We start from the raw sequence: 18,600 nt of genomic DNA on the forward strand, positions 1-18,600 counted from the left end.
CGTGCTCAGGCGTTGGCCTTCTTCTTGAAGCCCAGGACGAACCCGGCCGCCTCGGCCGACTCCTCGGAGTCGAAGTAGACGGCTGCCTTCGTACGGCTGTAGTAGGGGCTCGCCGTCGTGTGGTACTTCTTCCCGCTGCTGCCCTTGATCTCGTACGCAGCATCCGAGCTGTTTCCGTCAGCAGCCGGAAGCACGGCGCCGGGGTAGGGAGCACCATTGGTCACGGCGGGCGCCTCGGCGGCCAGGGCCGCCTCCGGCTCGGCAGCCGCGGGAGTCTCGTCAGCCGGGGCCTCGGTCGTCTCGGGCTCAGCGGCGACGGCCTTGGTCTCGGTCTCGGTCTCGGTCACGACGGGCTCGGCGGTCGCTTCAGCGGCGGCAGCGGCGGTGACGCTCTCGGCCTCCGCGACGACAGCAGCGGTGTCCTCTTCGGTCACCTCGTCCGTGGCCTTCTCGGCGGCCTCGGCCTCGACAGGAGCCTCGGTGGCCTCTTCGGTCGCGGGAGCCTCAGCTGCCGGAGCCTCGGCTACGGGAGCCTCGGCGGCCGGCTCGGCCTCGGTGGCCTCGGCGGCCGGGTGCTCCTTGTCCGCTCGGTGTGTGGCCTTGGCGTCCTTGCGGATCGGACGTCCGAAGAAGAACCAGACCAGGAGAGCGAGGACGAGGATGAGTGCAAGCAGCAAGAGCCACTTCATGGGGTGATGTTTCCTTCCGGGGGAGATCTCGGGTGTGGTGGTGGGGCAGCACAGCGCCCGCTGAGGTGTGCGGCCAGTCCCGCGTCCCCCGATATATGACCGGAAGAACCGTTGAGGTGCCCGAACGTTACCCTCAGCGGGGTAAAGCATGACTAACACATTCAGGAGCAGTTGCCCATGACCGCCCCGCGCGCACTTCTGGCAAGTGCCCGAAAGCAGCTCGAAGAGGCCGGCGTCGAGAGCCCGGACGCCGATGCGGCCATCTTGTTGGCCCATGTCCTCGACACCGACCGCAACCGCCTCTTCCTCGTCGACGACGTGGCGAAGCATCACCAGAAGGCCTACGCGGACCTGCTCGCCCGCCGCGCGGAACGCGAGCCGTTGCAGCACCTGACCGGGGTGGCGTACTTCCGGCACGTCGAGCTCGCCGTCGGTCCCGGCGTCTTCGTCCCGCGGCCCGAGACCGAGCTGCTCGCCGGCTGGGCGATCGACCGGGCCACGGCCGTCGACCGGCCCGTCGTCGTCGACCTCTGCACCGGGTCGGGCGCGATCGCGAAGAGCATCGCCGACGAGATCCCGGGCGCCGAGGTGCACGCGGTCGAGCTCTCCGAGGACGCCTATCCCTGGGCCGTACGCAACCTGACCGGCACCGGCGTGGACCTGCGGCAGGGCGACATGGCCGACGAGTTCACCGACCTCGACGGCAGGGTCGACGTGCTGGTCTGCAATCCGCCGTACATCCCGCTCGAAGCCTGGGAGTCCGTCGCGGCCGAGGCACGCGACCACGACCCCGACCTCGCGCTCTTCTCGGGGCAGGACGGGCTGGACGCGATCCGCGTCCTGGAGCGGCGGGCCGCCGAGCTGCTCAGACCCGGGGGAGTGGTCGGCTTCGAGCATGCCGACGAGCAGGGTCCGAACGCCGACAACGGCGGCGCCCCGGCGGTCTTCGCGGCCACCGGACGATGGCAGGACGTACGCGATCATGTCGATCTGGCAGGCCGTCCGCGCTTCACGACCGCACAACTGGCAACATGAGCACTGTGACTGAGCGCTACCCGATCGCGACCGAGGACGAGCAGACCGAGGCGGTCGATGCTGCAGTGGCCGCCCTTCAGGCCGGCGAGCTCGTGGTCGTACCGACCGACACGGTCTACGGCATCGCCGCCGACGCGTTCGACAAGGGCGCCGTGGCCGGTCTGCTCGCCGCCAAGGGCCGAGGCCGCTCGATGCCGCCACCAGTGCTGATCTCCAACGTCGCCACCCTGGACGCCCTCGCGACGCGGATCCCCGACTGGGCGCGCAGCCTCGTCGAGGAGCTGTGGCCCGGAGCCCTGACGGTCGTCTTCCACCAGCAGCCGTCGCTGCAGTGGGACCTGGGCGAGGCCCGCCAGACCGTGGCCGTACGCATCCCCGACTCCGACATCCTGCGCCGCATCATCGACCGGGTCGGTCCGCTCGCGACCAGCTCGGCCAACCGCACCACGAAGCCTGCTGCCACCAACGCCGACCAGGCCGACGAGATGCTCGGCAAGATGGTCAAGGCCATCATCGACGGCGGCGAGTCGCCCGTCGGGGAGGCGTCCACGATCGTCTCCGCCACAGGTGACGAACCGAAGGTCCTGCGGGAGGGTGCGATCAGCATCGACCGGATCAACGAGATCCTCGCCGAGCACGACGTCGCCATCCGCCGGCCCGGTGATCCGGACCCCGCCGACGAGACCGACGTGACCGAGACCGACCTGCCCGCCACGGACGCCGACACAGAAGCCTGATGCGCGCCTACGTCCTCCTCTTCCTGGTCGCCGCCGTGGTGACCTACCTGCTCACCGTCGTCGCCCGCGAGTTCGCGACGCGCACGGGGGCCGTCGCGAAGGTCCGCGACCGTGACGTACACGCGGTTCCGGTCCCCTACATGGGCGGCGTGGCGATGCTGGGCGGCCTGGTCGCTGCCTACCTGGTCGCCCGCGAGCTGCCGTTCCTGGCCGACGCACCGGACTTCGTGCTGCAGGACACCGGCGTCGTGATCCTCGCCGGCGCGCTGATCTGCATCGTCGGTGTCGTCGACGACATCTTCGAGCTCGATGCGCTCACCAAGCTGGGCGGTCAGGTGCTGGCGACCGCGATCCTGGTGGGCTTCAACCTGCAGTACAGCCTGATCACGTTCCCCGACGGCACCCAGTTCTCCATCGACCCGGCCCAGGGTGCGCTGCTCACCGGGCTCGTCGTGATCACCGTGGTCAACGCGGTCAACTTCATCGACGGCCTCGACGGGCTGGCCGCTGGTGTGGTCGGCATCGGCGCGCTGGCGCTGTTCCTGTTCTGCTACCAGTTCACCCGGATCAACGACATCGGCCGCGCCTCGACAGCGGCCCTTCTGACCGTCGCGCTCGCCGGAGCCTGCGTCGGCTTCCTGATCCACAACTGGCATCCCGCCAGGCTGTTCATGGGCGACAGCGGCTCGATGCTGATCGGCCTGATCCTCGCCGCCAGCGCGGTCACCCTCTCGGGCTCCTACAACGCCGGCGGCCTGAACGTGAACGCCTTCGACGCCTCCACCGCGCTCCTGGTGACCTTCCTGCCGTTGCTGCTACCGCTGACGATCCTGGTGGTGCCTCTCGTCGACCTCGTGCTGGCCGTCGTACGCCGCACCCGCGCCGGCCGGTCCCCGTTCGCCGCGGACAAGAAGCACCTGCACCACCGCCTCCTGGAGATCGGCCACTCCCAGCGCCGCGCCGTCCTGATCATGTGGCTCTGGGCCGGCCTGATGTCCTTCGGCTCCGTCTTCGTGACCCTCTACCGCGGCCCCGTCGTCATCGTCGGCGTCATCGTCGCCACCGCCCTCATCGTGCTGCTCACCTTCGTCCTCCCCAAGATCCGCGGCGAGCGCACCGACAAGCTCCTCGAGGTCCCCGAGGACCTCACCCCGCTGGAGAATCAGCCCCGCTAGCGGTGCCTTGATCGATCAATTAGGGCAGCCAAACACGCTTGTGATAGTTTTCACGAGCGTTCGGGATACGCTCCTGAACGCTTGAAATGCCCCCAGAGAGAACGGCCGCCGACGATGACGACCGCAACCAGCAAATCCAAGGTGCTGCGAGGTTCTGCCGCAGTGTCCGCAGTTGCTGTGCTCGCGGCCCTCGCGGTGGCCTTTGTTCTTGCCGGGACTGATGGTCTGACCGGTGCCGCGATAGGTTCGATCGCCACCGTTGTCGTGCTGGCGGTCGGGTCCTGGGCGATGTTCTGGGTCGCGGCGAAGTCGCCCGCCCTGTCGTTGCCCGCCGCTGTCGGTGTCTTCACTGTGTCAGGCATGGTTCTCTTCGTTGTCCTGCTGGTCGTTTCGCAGACCGGGGGAGACGCTGTCGTACGTTCGGCAGCCTTCTCGGTCATGGCGCTCACCGTCGCATGGACGACCACGTTTGCGTTCCTGGTGCGACGCGAGCGGATCCCGCTCTTCGACCTGCCCGGGGCAGACTCGTGACCCGCCAGTAGCGCCTGATATCGTCCGGGCCGTCGGGGGCGGCCGCCGGGATGATGCCCGAGCCTTTGAAGGCTCGCCACCCAGAATCGTAAGTTCGAACAAACAGGAGACAGCGTGAAGTCGCTTGCCGCCACCGTTATGGCGTCGGAGTCGGGGCCTCATATCCCGGGGCCCGCGGACTTCTTCCTTCCGCCGATCGTCGGGTCCGGCGACTGGGCCGTGACCAAGGTGACCCTCCTGGTCCTGCTGTCCGTCGTGATCGCATTCGGCTTCTTCTACGCCGCCTCCCGCAAGGCCGCCGTGGTTCCGAGCCGCCTGCAGTTCGCCGGTGAGTACGTCTACGGGATGGTCCGCAACTCCATCGCCCGCGACATCATCGGGTCGAAGGACTACATGAGGTTCGTGCCGTACCTCTTCACGGTCTTCATCTTCATCATCATCAACAACTTCTACGGGATCATCCCGTTCGTCCAGTTCCCCACGATGTCGCACATCGGCTTCACCGTGGCGCTGGCCGCGATCACCTGGCTGGTCTACAACATCGTCGGCATCGCGAAGCACGGGTTCATCGGCTACCTCAAGCTCCAGACGGTGCCCAGCGGCGTCTCCGGGCCGATCCTTCTGATGATGGTCCCGCTGGAGTTCCTCTCCAACATCGTCGTCCGGCCGTTCACGCTGGCGATCCGTCTCTTCGCGACCATGTTCGCCGGCCACCTGCTGGTGGCGCTGTTCTCCATCGGTGGCGCCTGGCTGATCCTGCACTACGCCCCGACGTGGCAGGGCGTCGCCGCCGGCGTCTTCGCCTTCCTGCTGGGCATCTTCGTGTCCTTCCTGGACATGCTGATCATGTTCCTGCAGGCCTACGTCTTCACGCTGCTCTCGGCGATGTACATCGCCGGTGCAGTCGCGGACGAGCACTGACGTTTAACTCACCAACCAAAGTCGACGCATAACAACTGACGCAGAGCGCGTCACAACCGGAAGGAAATCCCATGGAACTGTCGGGACAGCTCGGAATCATCGGCCTCGGCCTCTCCGCCATCGGCCCGGGTGTCGGTGTCGGTCTGATCTTCGCCGCGTACGTCGCGGGTGTCGCCCGCCAGCCGGAGGCCCAGAGCCGCCTGCAGGCGATCGCGATTCTCGGCTTCGCGCTGTGTGAGCAGTTCTTCATCATCTCCTTGGCTCTCGCCTTCGTCCTTCGCTGACGTAGGGAACTACTGAAGGTTCCGACATGATCCTTACCCAGGTAACCGCTGCGGAGACCGAGATCAACCCGTTGGTCCCGCACGTCCCGGAGATCATCCTCGGTGTCATCGTCATCGCCATCCTCTTCGTGGGAGTCGCGAAGTTCATCGTTCCGAACTTCGAGAAGGCGTATGCCGATCGAACCGCGGCGATCGAAGGTGGCATCGAGAACGCCAACGCCAAGCAGGCCGAGGCTGACGCCAAGCTCGCCCAGCTGGAGGCCCAGCTGGCCGACGCTCGTCACGAGGCTGCCCGCATCCGCGAGCAGGCCCGTGAAGAGGGCGCCGCGATCAAGGCCGAGTTCCGCGCCGAGGCGCAGGCCGAGGCCGAGCGCATCGTCACCGCAGGCAAGGCGCAGGTCGAGGCCGAGCGCCAGGCGGCTGCTGCTTCGCTGAAGACCGAGGTCGGCTCGCTGGCCACCGGTCTCGCCGGTCGCATCGTCGGCGAGTCCCTCGACGACGACGAGCGTTCCAGCCGTGTGGTCGAGCGGTTCCTCGCTGACCTCGAGGCAGGGGTTCACTGATGGACTTCCGTGGAGCGTCGGCCGACGCCGTTGCCGCCCTGACCGAGGAGCTGAAGACCGCTGTCTCCGCCTCTCCTGAGGCGGCGGCGAAGGCGGCCGACACCCTCTTCGAGGTCTCCCAGACCTTCCGCGCCGAAGCAGCTCTGCGCCGCTTCGTCACCGACGCCTCGGTACCGGCAGAGGCCAAGACCGGCCTCGTCGGCGAGCTGTTCGGCGGGAAGGTCGACGCGACGGGCCTCGGTGTGGTCGAGTCGGCGGTCAAGCACCGCTGGACGCACGCCGGTGACCTGAGCGACGCGGTCGAGCGACTGAGCGAGATCGCCGCGGTTCGCAGCGCCGGCGACGAGGCCAAGCGCCTCGCCGACGAGCTGTTCGCGGTCCAGCAGGCCGTGCAGGAGACGCCGGAGCTGCGCGACGCGCTCTCCGACCCGGCTCGCACGACCGCTGACAAGGTCACGCTGGTCGACGACCTTCTCGGTGGCAAGGCGCTGGCGGCGACGGTCACCCTGACCAAGCAGGCGCTGGCCGGCACCTACCGCACGGCCACGGTCGCGCTGGGTGAATACCAGAAGGTCGCTGCCGCGGTCGCGGGCGAAGGCACCGCGGTCGTCCGCGTGGCCGCCCCGCTCTCGGAGGGTGACACCACCCGCCTGGCCGCGGCCCTCGCGCAGAAGTACGGCCGCAAGGTCCACCTGAACATCGTGGTCGACCCGGCCATCGTCGGCGGCATCAAGGTCTCGATCGGTGACGACGTCATCGACGGCACCATCTCCAGCCGCCTCGACGGGGCGCAGCGAGCACTCGCCGGCTGATCCGGCATCGCGGCCCCAACTGGCCGTATGACCCCTGTGTGACACAGACTTCGACGTAAGAACGAGAGAGAAGGCAGAGATGACGGAGCTCACCATCCGTCCCGACGAGATCAGGGACGCGCTGGCAAAGTACGTCGCGGACTACAAGCCCGAGGCGGCGAAGACCGAGGAGGTCGGCACTGTCGCGCGGACCGCTGACGGCATCGCCCAGGTCTCGGGCCTGCCCTCGGCCATGGCGAACGAGCTCCTCGAGTTCGAGGACGGGACCCTCGGTCTCGCCCTGAACCTCGAGACCCGCGAGATCGGTGTCGTCGTCCTGGGCGACTTCGACAAGATCGAGGAGGGCCAGTCGGTCCGACGTACGGGCGAGGTTCTCTCGGTCCCCGTCGGTGACGGCTACCTCGGCCGCGTCGTGGACCCGCTCGGCAACGCGATCGACGGCCTCGGCGACATCGAGACGGTCGGCCGCCGCGCCCTGGAGCTCCAGGCTCCGGGCGTGATGCAGCGCAAGTCGGTTCACGAGCCGCTCGCCACCGGCATCAAGGCGATCGACGCGATGACCCCGATCGGCCGCGGTCAGCGCCAGCTGATCATCGGTGACCGTGCGACCGGTAAGACCACGGTCGCCATCGACACGATCATCAACCAGAAGCAGAACTGGGACTCGGGCGACCCCGACAAGCAGGTTCGCTGCATCTACGTCGCCATCGGCCAGAAGGGCTCGACCATTGCCTCCGTGCGTGGCGCCCTCGAGGAGGCCGGCGCGCTGGAGTACACGACCATCGTGGCCGCTCCCGCGTCCGACTCCGCCGGCTTCAAGTACCTCGCCCCCTACACCGGCTCGGCCATCGGCCAGCACTGGATGTACGAGGGCAAGCACGTCCTGATCGTCTTCGACGACCTGACCAAGCAGGCCGAGGCCTACCGCGCCGTGTCGCTGCTGCTGCGCCGCCCGCCGGGCCGCGAGGCCTACCCGGGTGACGTCTTCTACCTGCACTCCCGGCTGCTGGAGCGCTGCGCGAAGCTCTCCGACGAGATGGGCGCGGGCTCGATGACCGGTCTGCCGATCATCGAGACGAAGGCCAACGACGTCTCGGCGTTCATCCCGACCAACGTCATCTCCATCACCGACGGTCAGATCTTCCTGCAGTCCGACCTGTTCGCGGCCAACCAGCGTCCGGCGATCGACGTCGGTGTCTCGGTCTCCCGCGTCGGTGGCGCGGCGATGACCAAGGCGCTCAAGGGCGTCACCGGCTCGCTCAAGGTCGACCTCGCGCAGTACCGCGCGATGGAGGCCTTCGCGATGTTCGCCTCCGACCTGGACGCGGCCTCGAAGCAGCAGCTGGCCCGCGGTCAGCGGCTGATGGCGCTGCTCAAGCAGCCGGCCTACTCGCCGTACCCGATCGACGAGATGACCGTCTCGCTGTGGCTGGGCACCACCGGCCGCCTGGACATCGTCCCGACCGCGGACGTGCTCAAGTTCGAGCAGGAGTTCCTGGACTTCCTGCGCCGCTCCCACGAGGGCGTCCTGGCCGCGATCCGTGAGTCCCTGAAGTTCGAGGACTCCACCGAGACCGCGCTCAACGACGCCTACAACGCCTTCCTCGACCAGTTCGAGACCTCGGACGGTGCCTCGGTCAAGCCGGGTTCCGCCAAGGAAGAGGCCCTCTCTGACGAGGACGTCGAGCAGGAGCAGATCGTCAAGCAGAAGCGGGGCTGACCCATGGCCGTGTCAGTGCGTGAACTCCGCGCGCGGATCAAGTCGACGGAGTCGATGAAGAAGATCACGCGCGCCATGGAGCTCATCGCTGCGTCCCGGATCATCAAGGCGCAGCAGCGGGCCAATGCGGCCGCGCCGTACGCCCGTGAGCTCACCCGCGCCGTCTCTGCGGTGGCGACCTACTCCAACGTGGACCACCCGCTGACCACCGAGCCGGAGGCGCCCACCCGCGCCGCCGTGCTGGTGGTCACCAGCGACCGTGGTCTGGCCGGCTCCTACTCCTCGAGCGTGCTCAAGGAGGCCGAGGGCCTGGTCGAGAAGCTCAAGGCCGAGGGCAAGGAGGTCGACCTCTACGTCACCGGACGCAAGGCGGAGGCCTTCTACAAGTTCCGCGGTCGTTCCGTGGCGCAGGCCTGGACCGGCTTCTCGGACCGACCGGAATACGAGGCGGCCAAGGAGATCGGCGAGAAGCTGATCGAGGTCTTCGTCGAGGGCACCGAGGCCGAGAAGGCCGCCGCTCCCGGCGTCGACGAGGTCCACGTGGTCTACACGCGGTTCATCACCATGATGACGCAGAAGCCCACCGCCGTACGTCTTCTTCCTCTGGAGGTCGTGGAGGGCACCGAGGCTCCGGCCGAGGGCGATGTCCTGCCGCTCTACGAGTTCGAGCCGTCGGCCGAGGCCGTGCTCGACTCGCTGCTCCCGCAGTACGTTGTGAGCCGGATCTGGTTCGCGCTGCTGCAGGCGGCCGCCTCCGAGCTGGCCCAGCGTCAGAAGGCGATGAAGTCGGCTACCGACAACGCCGACGAGCTCATCAAGAAGTTCACCCGGGTTGCCAACCAGGCTCGCCAGGCCGGCATCACCCAGGAGATCAGCGAGATCGTCGGTGGCGTGAACGCGCTCGCCGATGCCCAGGCTGCGAACGACTGAGAACCCACAGAAAGACTGACTAGAAAATGACCGCACAGGTTGACGAGAAGACCACGACGGGCCGCATCGCCCGCGTGATCGGCCCGGTCGTCGACGTGGAGTTCCCCGTCGACGCCATGCCGGACATCTACAACAAGCTCGAGGTCGAGGTCACCGTCAACGGTGAGACCTCCACCCTGCCGCTCGAGGTTGCCCAGCACATCGGTGACGGCATGGTCCGCGCGATCTCGCTGAAGCCGACCGACGGCGTCGTCCGCGGTGCCACCGTGGCCGACACCGGCAACCCGATCACCGTGCCCGTGGGTGACGTCACCCTGGGTCACGTGTTCAACGCGACCGGTGACATCCTCGACGTCGACCCGGCAACGGTCGAGGTCAAGGAGCGCTGGGGCATCCACCGCAAGGCTCCGGCCTTCGACCAGCTCGAGTCCAAGACCCAGATGTTCGAGACGGGCATCAAGGTCATCGACCTCCTCACCCCCTACGTGACCGGTGGAAAGATCGGCCTCTTCGGTGGTGCGGGCGTCGGCAAGACCGTCCTCATCCAGGAGATGATCGCCCGAGTCGCCAAGAACCACGGTGGTGTCTCCGTGTTCGCCGGTGTCGGCGAGCGCACCCGTGAGGGCAACGACCTCATCCACGAGATGCAGGAGGCCGGCGTCTACGACAAGGTCGCCCTGACCTTCGGCCAGATGGACGAGCCGCCGGGCACGCGTCTTCGCGTGGCCCTCTCGGCGCTGACGATGGCGGAGTACTTCCGCGACGTCCAGGGCCAGGACGTGCTGCTGTTCATCGACAACATCTTCCGCTTCACCCAGGCGGGCTCCGAGGTCTCGACCCTGCTGGGCCGGATGCCTTCGGCCGTGGGCTACCAGCCCAACCTCGCCGACGAGATGGGTCTGCTCCAGGAGCGGATCACCTCGACGCGTGGTCACTCGATCACCTCGATGCAGGCGATCTACGTGCCGGCCGACGACTACACCGACCCGGCTCCGGCGACCACCTTCGCCCACCTCGACGCGACCACCGAGCTCTCCCGTGAGATCGCTTCGCTGGGTATCTACCCGGCGGTGGACCCGCTGACCTCGACGTCGCGAATCCTGGACCCGCAGTACATCGGTCAGGACCACTACGACTGCGCCGTCCGCGTCAAGCAGATCCTCCAGCGCAACAAGGAGCTGCAGGACATCATCGCGATCCTGGGTGTCGACGAGCTCTCCGAGGAAGACAAGATCATCGTCTCCCGCGCTCGCCGGATCCAGCGGTTCCTGTCGCAGAACACCTACGTCGCCAAGCAGTTCACCGGCATCGAGGGCTCGACGGTTCCGGTCAAGGACACCATCGAGGCGTTCAACAAGATCGCCGACGGTGAGTACGACCACGTCGCCGAGCAGGCGTTCTTCATGTGCGGTGGCCTCGACGACGTCGAGGCGAAGTGGGCCGAGATCCAGAAGAGCCTCTGATGACGGACGCACTTCAGGTGGAGCTCGTCGCTGCAGACCGTGTGGTCTGGAGCGGCGGGGCCACCATGGTCATCGCCCGAACGGTCGACGGTGATGTCGGCGTCCTGCGCGGTCACGCGCCGGTGCTGTCGGCACTCACCGAGGCGGTCGTGGAGATCACTCCGGAGGAGGGGACCGAGGTCATCGCGACCGTCGACGGTGGCTTCCTCTCGGTGGCCAACGACCGCGTCTCGATCCTGTCCGAGCACGTGCTGCTGGCCCACGAGATCGACCTCAGCCAGGCTGAGGTCGAGCTCGAGGAGGCCCGTCGTCTGCTCGGCACCAACAACGACGCCGAGAAGCGCATCCGTCGTGCCGAGGCACGCATCCGCGCTGTCGAGAAGGCCTCTTAGGGAAAGAGGGGCGATACCCGGATGGCATGGTGGGAGCTGCTGTTGGCCGTTGTGGCTGCATTGCTTCTGCTTGTCCTCGCCTATGGCATCGGGATCGCCGTACGCCGCCGTCTGCTCGCTCGCAACGGCGGCGTCTTCGAACTGAGCCACCGCGTCCGGGACACCAGTCCCGGGCGCGGTTGGGTCATCGGCCTCGGCCGCTACTCCGGTGACGCTCAGCTGGAGTGGTTCCGGATCTTCTCGCTCTCACCCAAGCCCAAACGGGTCTGGCGGCGCACCGAGATCACCTACATCTCCAGCCGGTCTCCTGAGGGGATCGAGGAGCTGGTCCTCTACCCGGAGAGCCTGATCGTGACCTGTGACGTCAAGGGCCAGCACATCGACCTCGCGATGGACCAGCAGACACTCATCGGCTTCCAGGCGTGGCTCGAGTCCCGCCCGATGCGGTCCACCTGGATCGTCTTCTGAGCGACTCCCTCTGAACGACTCCCTCCGACCGTCTCCGGCACAACACCGGGGTCGGTCGGTTTGCTTTCGGGGGCTTCCCTGATTGTCCGGAGGGCGTCTGCGGCGGATCGTAGAGGTATGTCCTCAACTGCCCCGATCCCGCCCACCCCGCCCACCCAGCCAGTCCCGTCGGCTCCGGTCGTCGGCGACGAGCTGCGCTGCACCGATGCCGATCGCGACCGTGTGGTCGACGTTCTCAAGTCTGCCTACGCCGACGGCCGGCTCGACCAGGCCGAGTTCGACGTCCGGTTCGACCTGACGATGAAGGCGAAGACGTACGCCACCCTGGAGCCGATCACCCGCGACCTGATCGCACGGCCGACCCCGGCTCCGGCGCCGGCGAAGCCCGCCCGCGACCTGCTGCCGCCGCCGACCACCGAGGAGCGGCTCCTGGCTGCCCTCGCCCAGGCCACGACCTGGGTGCCGATTGTCGTCGGTCCTGCGATCCTCTACTACACCGTCGGCAAGCGCTCCGAGTTCGTGAAGCACCACGCCGCCGGCGCCCTCAACCTGCAGCTCACCCTGCTGGCGGTCACGATCGTGACCTTCGGGCTCGGTGGCGCGCTCTACGGGATCGCCTGGGTCCTCGCGACCGCCTTCGCGGTCGTCGCGCTCGCCGGCGCCCCGCTGCGCCAGCCGTGGGTGCTGCCGATCTTCGGGCGCGGCGGCCCGTACGAGAAGAAGCGGGACTGATCCCCCGCGGCCGGACGCGGCCCGACGCGCTCAGCGGCGCGTCCTGGAAGTTCCTGGGCGCTTCGCGCCGCCATGGCACGCACCTGGCGGCGTTGGCGCCGCTCGAAATACGGCCCGGTATGACTTCGCGACGCCGCCTTGCCATGCACGCACCCTGACGACGCCAAGCATTCAGGAACTGCCAGGACGCGCCGCTAGCCTTTACCCGTGACGCCTCTCCGCCGTGCCCAGGCCGGATCGGTGGTGGCGTTCGCCACCAACGGTCTGCTGGCCGCGACCTTCATCTCCCGCATCCCCGCGCTCCGCGAGAGCCTCGGCCTGAACAACTCGGCCGTCGGCCTGATGCTGCTGGCGATGGGCATCGGTTCCGTCGCCGCGCTGCCGCTCGCCGGGGGGCTGGTGATGCGCTGGGGCGCCGCCCGTGTCGTACGCCGCTGCGCGGTGCTCTGTGTCGCCGCCCTGACCCTGGTGGCGATCTCCGGGAGCTGGCTGGAGCAGACGTGGCTGGTGGCGCTGTTCCTGGTGGCGTACGGCGTCGGCTACGGGGTCTGGGACGTCGCCATGAACGTCGAGGGGGCCGCGGTCGAGCGGCGCGGTGGCAAGACGCTGATGCCGCAGCTGCACGCGATGTGGAGCGTCGGCACCGTGCTCGGTGGACTGCTGGGCATCGCCCTGGTGGGCACGCTGCCGACGGTGTGGCACATCGCCGGGGTCGCGGCCGTCGCGCTGGCGGTCTGCTGGTGGGGGACCCTGGGATTCCTCCCGGCGGAGGCGCCCCCGGAGGGGCACTCGCCGCGGCGTGAGCTGATCGCCGCCTGGCGCTCGCCCCAGACGCTGCTGCTGGGGCTGATGGTGCTCGCCTTCGCCGCCGCCGAGGGGAGCGCCAACGACTGGGTGTCGCTGGCGATGATCGACGGGTACGACGTGAGCCACCGGGTCGGGGTCGCCTGCTATGCGGTGTTCGTCTTCTGCATGAGCCTTGCGCGCTTCGCGGGCGCGAAGGTGATCGACAGGATCGGTCGGCAGCCGGTTCTGATCGCCTCGGCGGCGCTGGCGGGGGTCGGGATCGTGCTGACGGTGTTCGCCGGCACGTTCGGGCTCGCGCTGGCCGGGATCGTCTTGTGGGGCTTCGGTGCGGCCCTCGGCTTCCCTCTGGGGATCAGCATCGCCGCCGACGACGAGACCCGGGCCGCTGCGCGCGTCTCGGTCGTCTCCACGCTGGCCTACGGAGCCTTCCTCGGCTTCCCGCCGATCCTGGGCGCTGTGGGGGACCAGATCGGCACCCTGAGCGCCCTCCTGGTCGTCGCCGTCCTCATGCTGCCTGCGGCGGCGTTGGCTGCGACGGTGGCGCGGCGTCGCGCGACCTGACAAGCGCCGAGTCGGCGCATCCTGACATGAATACATGCCGAGTCGGCGCGTTAGAACGAGCCGACTCGGCGGGGATGGGCGTTAGGACGAGCCGACTCGGCGGGGATGGGCGTTAGGACGAGCCGACTCGGTGTGGGTGGGCGTTAGGACGAGCCGACTCGGTGGGGCGTCAGGACGAGCCGAGTCGGCGCATCCGCTCGCCTCGCTCGCTTCGCTTCGCTCCAAGGCGAGCAGATGCGCCGACTCGGCTACACGAAGAGGGCGCGGATGTCGTCGGCGCCGATGGTGGAGCCCATGGCGCCTTCGCCGTCGACGACCTTCGCGAAGAGCTCGGCCTTGCGCTCCTTGAGCTCCATGACCTTCTCCTCGATCGTGTCGGTCGACACCAGCCGGTAGACCATGACGTGCTGGGTCTGGCCGATGCGGTGGGCTCGGTCGACGGCCTGGGCCTCGGCTGCCGGGTTCCACCAGGGGTCGAGCACGAAGACGTAGTCGGCCTCGGTGAGTGTCAGGCCGACGCCGCCGGCCTTCAGGGAGATCAGGAAGACCGGGGCGTCGCCGTCGCGGAAGCTCTCGATGACCGCGCCACGGTCGCGCGTGCCGCCGTCGAGGTAGGCGGCGTCGATGCCGGCCTCGGCGAGCCGGGTGCGCGCCCGGCCGAGGAACGAGGTGAACTGGCTGAAGACCAGCGCCTTGTGGCCCTCGGCGGCGAGCTCCTCGATGTGGTCGACGAGGGTGTCGAGCTTGGCGGAGCCGACGTCGTCGTCCTCGGGGTCGACGAGTCCGGGGTCGAGGGAGAGCTGCCGCAGCCTGGTCAGCGCGCTCAGGATCGCGACCCGGTTGTCGTTGAAGTCGTCGAGCAGATGCAGGATCCGCTGCCGCTCCTTGGCCAGGTGGGCGTCGTAGATCTTGCGGTGGACCGGGTTGAGGTCGACGCCGAGCACCTGCTCCTGCTTGGGCGGCAGGTCGTCGGCGACGAGCTCCTTCGTACGCCGCAGCAGGAACGGCCGCAGGCGGGTCCGGAACCGGCGCAGCGCGCCGTCGTCGCCCGACTTCTCCACGGGAGAGACCACCGTGTCGCGGAACAGCCGCGGGCTGGGGTAGAGCCCCGGCGCCGTGATCGAGAGCAGTGCCCACAGCTCCATCAGCCGGTTCTCGAACGGCGTGCCCGTCACCGCGAGGCGCCAGCGGGCGTCGATGCGGCGGGCGGCTGCGTACGTCTTGGACTGGTGGTTCTTGACCTGCTGGGCCTCGTCGAGGACGAGACCGGCCCAGGGGCGCCCGGCGAAGGCGTCCTGCTCGAGCCGGAGGATGGCGTAGGTCGTCACGACGACGTCGGCGTCCTCGCGGGCCTCGGCGACGGAGTCGACGCGCTTGCTCACCGTGCTGACCCGGAGGCCGGGGGTGTGGCGGCGGGCCTCCTGGACCCAGGCGGGTACGACGCTGGTGGGCGCCACCACGAGGTAGGGGACGCGCGTCTCCGGCTGCGTGTGCACGGCGTGGGAGATCGTGGCCAGCACCTGGAGCGTCTTGCCCAGACCCATGTCGTCGGCGAGGATCCCGCCGAGACCCTGCTCGTGCAGGAACGCCAGCCAGTGGAAGCCGTCGAGCTGGTAGTGGCGCAGCTCGGTCGCCAGCCCGGTCGGCTCCGGCCGAGGGATCTCGCGCAGGTCGCGCAGCGCCTGGGCGCGCTGGACCCATTCGGCGGCCTGCTGGTCGACCACGCCGAGCTCGGCGAGCTCGGCCCAGACGCCGAGGTCGTGCTTGCCGACCGCGATCCCGTCGCCGGTGCGCTCGTGGAGCTGTCCGGCGGCCTCGACGACGTTGCGTAGCCGGTCGAGCTCGGGGCGGTCGGTGGTGATGTAGGTGCCGCTGGGGAGGATCAGGTGATCGTCGCCGCGGGTCAGTGCTCCGAGCACGTCGGGAAGCGGGACGGCCTCGGCACCGATCCGGATCACGACCTGCAGGTCGAGCCAGTCCTGCCCGGCCACGGCAGCGCCGTCGGGCGAGGTGATCTCGAAGGAGATCTCAGGGTCCTCGTCGGTCTCGCGGAAGTCCGGCCGCTCGACCTCGGTGACCTCGACGCCCTCGACCTCACGCAGCGCCGGCAGGTCGTGGATCGCGAGCGCGAGGGCATCGCCGTCACGTACCTCCTGCTTGCGGAGCAGCTCCGTGGAGACCTTGGCGCGCAGCACGGCCTCCTCGGCCGGGTCGCGGACCAGGCCGAGGTCCTCGCGGGAGTCCACCGGGTAGTGACGTACGCCGTAGGCCCAGGTCCAGCCGAGCGTGGCGTGCGTCGAGCTGCGCCAGGTGACCGTCAGGGTCAGGCGGGGTGCGGGAGGCTCAGGGATGTCGAGGGAGCCGTCGGCCGAGCGCAGCGGCACCAGACGGGCCAGCGGGCCCAGCAGGGCGCTCAGGGTGCCGATCTCGGCCTCGGGGACGGTCAGCGGGTCCCGGGCGGTCACCAGCCGCTGCGCGTGGGTCGAGAGCGGTCCGGACAGATCAGCGAGATGGAGGACTCCGGCATCGAGCACGCCCACCGAGCGGGTCGGGCGACCGATCGGGAGCACCGTCGGGCCGGCGTAGACCCGGTCGGCGTGGGCGAGGCCGAAGCGGAGGACCGCCTCGCCGTCCTCGCGGCGCAGCTCGCCGGCGAGCGAGAGCGGCTCGTCGAAGACCACCACGCCGCGTACGTTCTCCCCGGGCAGGACGGTCACACCGCCACGGATCGCGTCGCGGAGCAGGCCGACCGCGTGCTCGCCGAAGTCGGCGAGGCTGAGCGAGGAGCCGCGGGCGTAGAGCAGCCGGTCGGACCGCAGCTGGCGGGCCAGCTCCTGCAGGGGGAGCAGCTGGCTGCGGGGGAAGTCCTTGCCGGGCACCGCGTTGGGAATGTTGGCCCAGTCGGCACCGGTCTTCGCCCAGCGCTCGCGGTTGCCCATGCGCATCGGGCGCAGCTCGACGCTGGGCGAGCCCGCCACGGCCGACCGCGGGCTGTGCACGTCGATCTCGAGCGCCAGCGCGGGCAGGTCGTCCTCGGGCTTGTTGTCCTCGGCGAGCTGGCCCAGGAGCGTACGCAGCTCCGTCTCCCACGACGGGCCCATCGGCGTCGCCGCGGCGCGCGAGCCGGCGAGGACCAGACCGAGCGCGGCGCCGTGCTTGCAGTTGTTGTGCACGGGGCAGCTGCACGAGCTGGTCGCACTGACGACGCCGTTCCTGGAATCCAGGTTGAGGGTCACCCGGTAGGGCGCCGGGCTGGTGCCTCTGACCTCGGCTGCCGCGCGCAGAGCACTGCTGCCGATCTCGGTGACCCGAGGCTCACCGACCCGACCCTGGGCGGCGTAGGCCTCGGCACGCTCGATGGTCTGGGGGTCGAAGGTCTCGCGTAGCAGGTCGTTCGTGAGAGCTTCGAGCAAGGGCACCCGATCCATTCTTCCAGCATGAGGCGGGTTCTGCGACTTCGTGGACGCTCGTGGTGAGCAGCGTCTCGTTCGTTGTGGTGGCAGTGGTCTAGACCAGAGGCGCACCAGCACGGGGTTGCCATGCATTCATCGGCGTGCATAGGCGCAAGCCCGACATCCGTCCCGGACAACCGGATCCGAACCGATCGCGACAACTTTGTCGCGGAAAAGTAAAGCCACCTCGATCCGAGCGGGGGGATCCGGACCGAGGTGGCGATGAATACTTTCGGCCAAGTTGCCGATGAATGCAAGTCGAACCGCCATGGCGGGAATGTGACGTGTCGTATATCTGCCATGATGGCTGTCGTTCGTTCCCCCGCCACGGAAGGCATCTCGGATGCTTGATGCGCTCGGTCTCGACAATCTCGAAGAGACGGTCTACCGCCAGCTGGTCGCCGCGCCGTCGGCCAACCTCGAAGAGCTGGCCGAGGCGGCCGACCTGGACGCCTATGCGGTCTCGGCGGTGCTGTCCGCGCTGGAGGGGAAGGGCTTGGTCGCTCGGGCCTCGGCCGGCCAGGACCGCTACGTCGCCTCCCCGCCGGCCGTGGCGCTCGGGGCCCTGCTCGTCCAGCGCCAGGACGAGCTGCGCCGCGCGCAGGTGGAGATGACCGAGCTCGCCGGGCTCTATCGCGGCTCGGTCGCTCGCCGGGACGTCGCCGACGTCGTCGACGTCGTGCACGGCACCGAGGCGATCGCCCAGCGGTTCGCCCAGCTGCAGTACTCGGCGAAGAAGTGCATCCAGGCGCTGCAGAAGCCGCAGGCCGCGGTCGTCACCCGGGAGGACGCCGACGAGGCCGAGCGGGCCGCGCTCGAACGCGGGGTCAGGCACGACATCGTGCTCGAGCGTTCCGTCTTCGACACCCCCGGCATCTACGAGAGCATCGACTCCGGCCTCGAGATCGGGATCGAGCTGCGGGTGGTGCCGACGGTGCCGCTGCGTGCCTTCATCGTCGACCGGGAGATCGCACTGATCCCGCTCATGAACAGTGAGCACAACACGGTCCAGGACGCGCTGCTGCTCCACCCCAGTGGTCTTCTCGACGCGATCCTCGCTCTCTTCGACCTGATCTGGACCTCGGCTCCGAAGCTCGTCGCGACCCCCGAGGGCACGGTCGAGACGGCCGCCGACCGCCTCGAGCCCCTGGACACCAAGGTGCTCTCGCTGCTGCTCGCGGGCCTGACCGACGCCTCCATCGGGGCCCAGCTCGGGCTGTCGCTGCGTACGGTCCAGCGGCGGGTGCGCCAGATGATGGACCGCGCGCAGGTCGACACCCGCCTCCAGCTCGGCTACGAGGCGGGTCGCCGCGGCTGGCTGTGAATCT

Annotated in this window: 18 protein-coding genes; 16 read left to right on the forward strand and 2 right to left on the reverse strand. The window is 68.7% G+C overall.

The annotated features are described in order from the left end of the window. Positions 1-5 precede the first annotated feature (5 nt). Positions 6-689, reverse strand: coding sequence for a hypothetical protein (locus ACIRON_RS08530; protein WP_402991561.1), 684 nt, complete (start codon positions 687-689; stop codon positions 6-8). A gap of 177 nt (positions 690-866) precedes the next feature. On the opposite strand from ACIRON_RS08530, the gene prmC reads away from it, so the two are divergent. From prmC to ACIRON_RS08605, 15 genes are all read left to right on the forward strand, one after another. Then, entirely contained in the window at positions 867-1,724 is an 858-nt protein-coding gene (gene prmC, locus ACIRON_RS08535) for a peptide chain release factor N(5)-glutamine methyltransferase (RefSeq protein ID WP_402991564.1), read from the forward strand. After that, positions 1,721-2,461 carry an L-threonylcarbamoyladenylate synthase gene (locus ACIRON_RS08540; protein WP_402991566.1) on the forward strand — a complete coding sequence of 247 codons (741 nt, stop codon included), beginning with the start codon at positions 1,721-1,723 and terminating at the stop codon, positions 2,459-2,461. Before prmC ends, ACIRON_RS08540 begins: the two co-directional genes overlap by 4 nt. Then, complete coding sequence (locus tag ACIRON_RS08545) at positions 2,461-3,636, forward strand: glycosyltransferase family 4 protein (RefSeq protein ID WP_091047778.1); 1,176 nt, start codon at positions 2,461-2,463, stop codon at positions 3,634-3,636. The genes ACIRON_RS08540 and ACIRON_RS08545 overlap by 1 nt, the downstream gene beginning before the upstream one ends. Before the next feature lie 114 nt (positions 3,637-3,750). Continuing rightward, entirely contained in the window at positions 3,751-4,167 is a 417-nt protein-coding gene (locus ACIRON_RS08550) for a hypothetical protein (RefSeq protein ID WP_402991570.1), read from the forward strand. Positions 4,168-4,281: 114 nt separating this feature from the next. Further along, positions 4,282-5,088: a F0F1 ATP synthase subunit A gene (gene atpB, locus ACIRON_RS08555; RefSeq protein ID WP_402991573.1), complete on the forward strand. Its 807-nt coding sequence runs from the start codon at positions 4,282-4,284 to the stop codon at positions 5,086-5,088. A gap of 71 nt (positions 5,089-5,159) precedes the next feature. Next, positions 5,160-5,372, forward strand: a complete 213-nt coding sequence (locus tag ACIRON_RS08560) for an ATP synthase F0 subunit C (protein ID WP_141795487.1) — start codon at positions 5,160-5,162, stop codon at positions 5,370-5,372. A gap of 26 nt (positions 5,373-5,398) precedes the next feature. Beyond that, entirely contained in the window at positions 5,399-5,935 is a 537-nt protein-coding gene (locus ACIRON_RS08565; protein ID WP_091047787.1) for a F0F1 ATP synthase subunit B, read from the forward strand. Further along, positions 5,935-6,747: a F0F1 ATP synthase subunit delta gene (locus ACIRON_RS08570; protein WP_091047789.1), complete on the forward strand. Its 813-nt coding sequence runs from the start codon at positions 5,935-5,937 to the stop codon at positions 6,745-6,747. The genes ACIRON_RS08565 and ACIRON_RS08570 overlap by 1 nt, the downstream gene beginning before the upstream one ends. A gap of 79 nt (positions 6,748-6,826) precedes the next feature. Next, positions 6,827-8,467, forward strand: a complete 1,641-nt coding sequence (gene atpA, locus ACIRON_RS08575) for a F0F1 ATP synthase subunit alpha (RefSeq protein ID WP_402991578.1) — start codon at positions 6,827-6,829, stop codon at positions 8,465-8,467. Between the two features lie 3 nt (positions 8,468-8,470). Continuing rightward, positions 8,471-9,397: a F0F1 ATP synthase subunit gamma gene (locus ACIRON_RS08580; protein ID WP_402991581.1), complete on the forward strand. Its 927-nt coding sequence runs from the start codon at positions 8,471-8,473 to the stop codon at positions 9,395-9,397. A 26-nt stretch (positions 9,398-9,423) separates the two neighbouring features. Further along, the gene (gene atpD / locus ACIRON_RS08585; RefSeq protein WP_402991584.1) at positions 9,424-10,860 is read left to right on the forward strand and encodes a F0F1 ATP synthase subunit beta; all 1,437 of its coding nucleotides are present in this window, start codon (positions 9,424-9,426) and stop codon (positions 10,858-10,860) included. Further along, positions 10,860-11,252, forward strand: coding sequence for a F0F1 ATP synthase subunit epsilon (locus tag ACIRON_RS08590; RefSeq protein ID WP_045547377.1), 393 nt, complete (start codon positions 10,860-10,862; stop codon positions 11,250-11,252). The genes atpD and ACIRON_RS08590 overlap by 1 nt, the downstream gene beginning before the upstream one ends. A 51-nt stretch (positions 11,253-11,303) precedes the next feature. Further along, positions 11,304-11,720 (forward strand): DUF2550 domain-containing protein, encoded by a 417-nt coding sequence (locus ACIRON_RS08595; RefSeq protein ID WP_256328622.1) that lies wholly within the window; start codon positions 11,304-11,306, stop codon positions 11,718-11,720. 117 nt (positions 11,721-11,837) lie between these two features. Further along, complete coding sequence (locus tag ACIRON_RS08600) at positions 11,838-12,452, forward strand: DUF1707 and DUF4870 domain-containing protein (protein ID WP_402991589.1); 615 nt, start codon at positions 11,838-11,840, stop codon at positions 12,450-12,452. Between the two features lie 207 nt (positions 12,453-12,659). Further along, a complete protein-coding gene (locus ACIRON_RS08605; protein ID WP_402991592.1) occupies positions 12,660-13,820 on the forward strand; it encodes an MFS transporter in 1,161 nt (386 codons plus the stop codon). Positions 13,821-14,068: 248 nt separating this feature from the next. Here ACIRON_RS08605 and ACIRON_RS08610 read toward each other — a convergent pair whose 3' ends face one another. Next, positions 14,069-17,239 (reverse strand): SNF2-related protein, encoded by a 3,171-nt coding sequence (locus tag ACIRON_RS08610; protein WP_402991595.1) that lies wholly within the window; start codon positions 17,237-17,239, stop codon positions 14,069-14,071. Positions 17,240-17,615: 376 nt separating this feature from the next. Between ACIRON_RS08610 and ACIRON_RS08615 the strand changes: the two genes are divergently transcribed. Further along, positions 17,616-18,596, forward strand: coding sequence for a helix-turn-helix domain-containing protein (locus ACIRON_RS08615; RefSeq protein ID WP_378731300.1), 981 nt, complete (start codon positions 17,616-17,618; stop codon positions 18,594-18,596). Positions 18,597-18,600 lie beyond the last annotated feature (4 nt).

The sequence above is a fragment of the Nocardioides sp. NPDC101246 genome, assembly GCF_044767415.1.
Lineage (GTDB): Bacteria > Actinomycetota > Actinomycetes > Propionibacteriales > Nocardioidaceae > Nocardioides.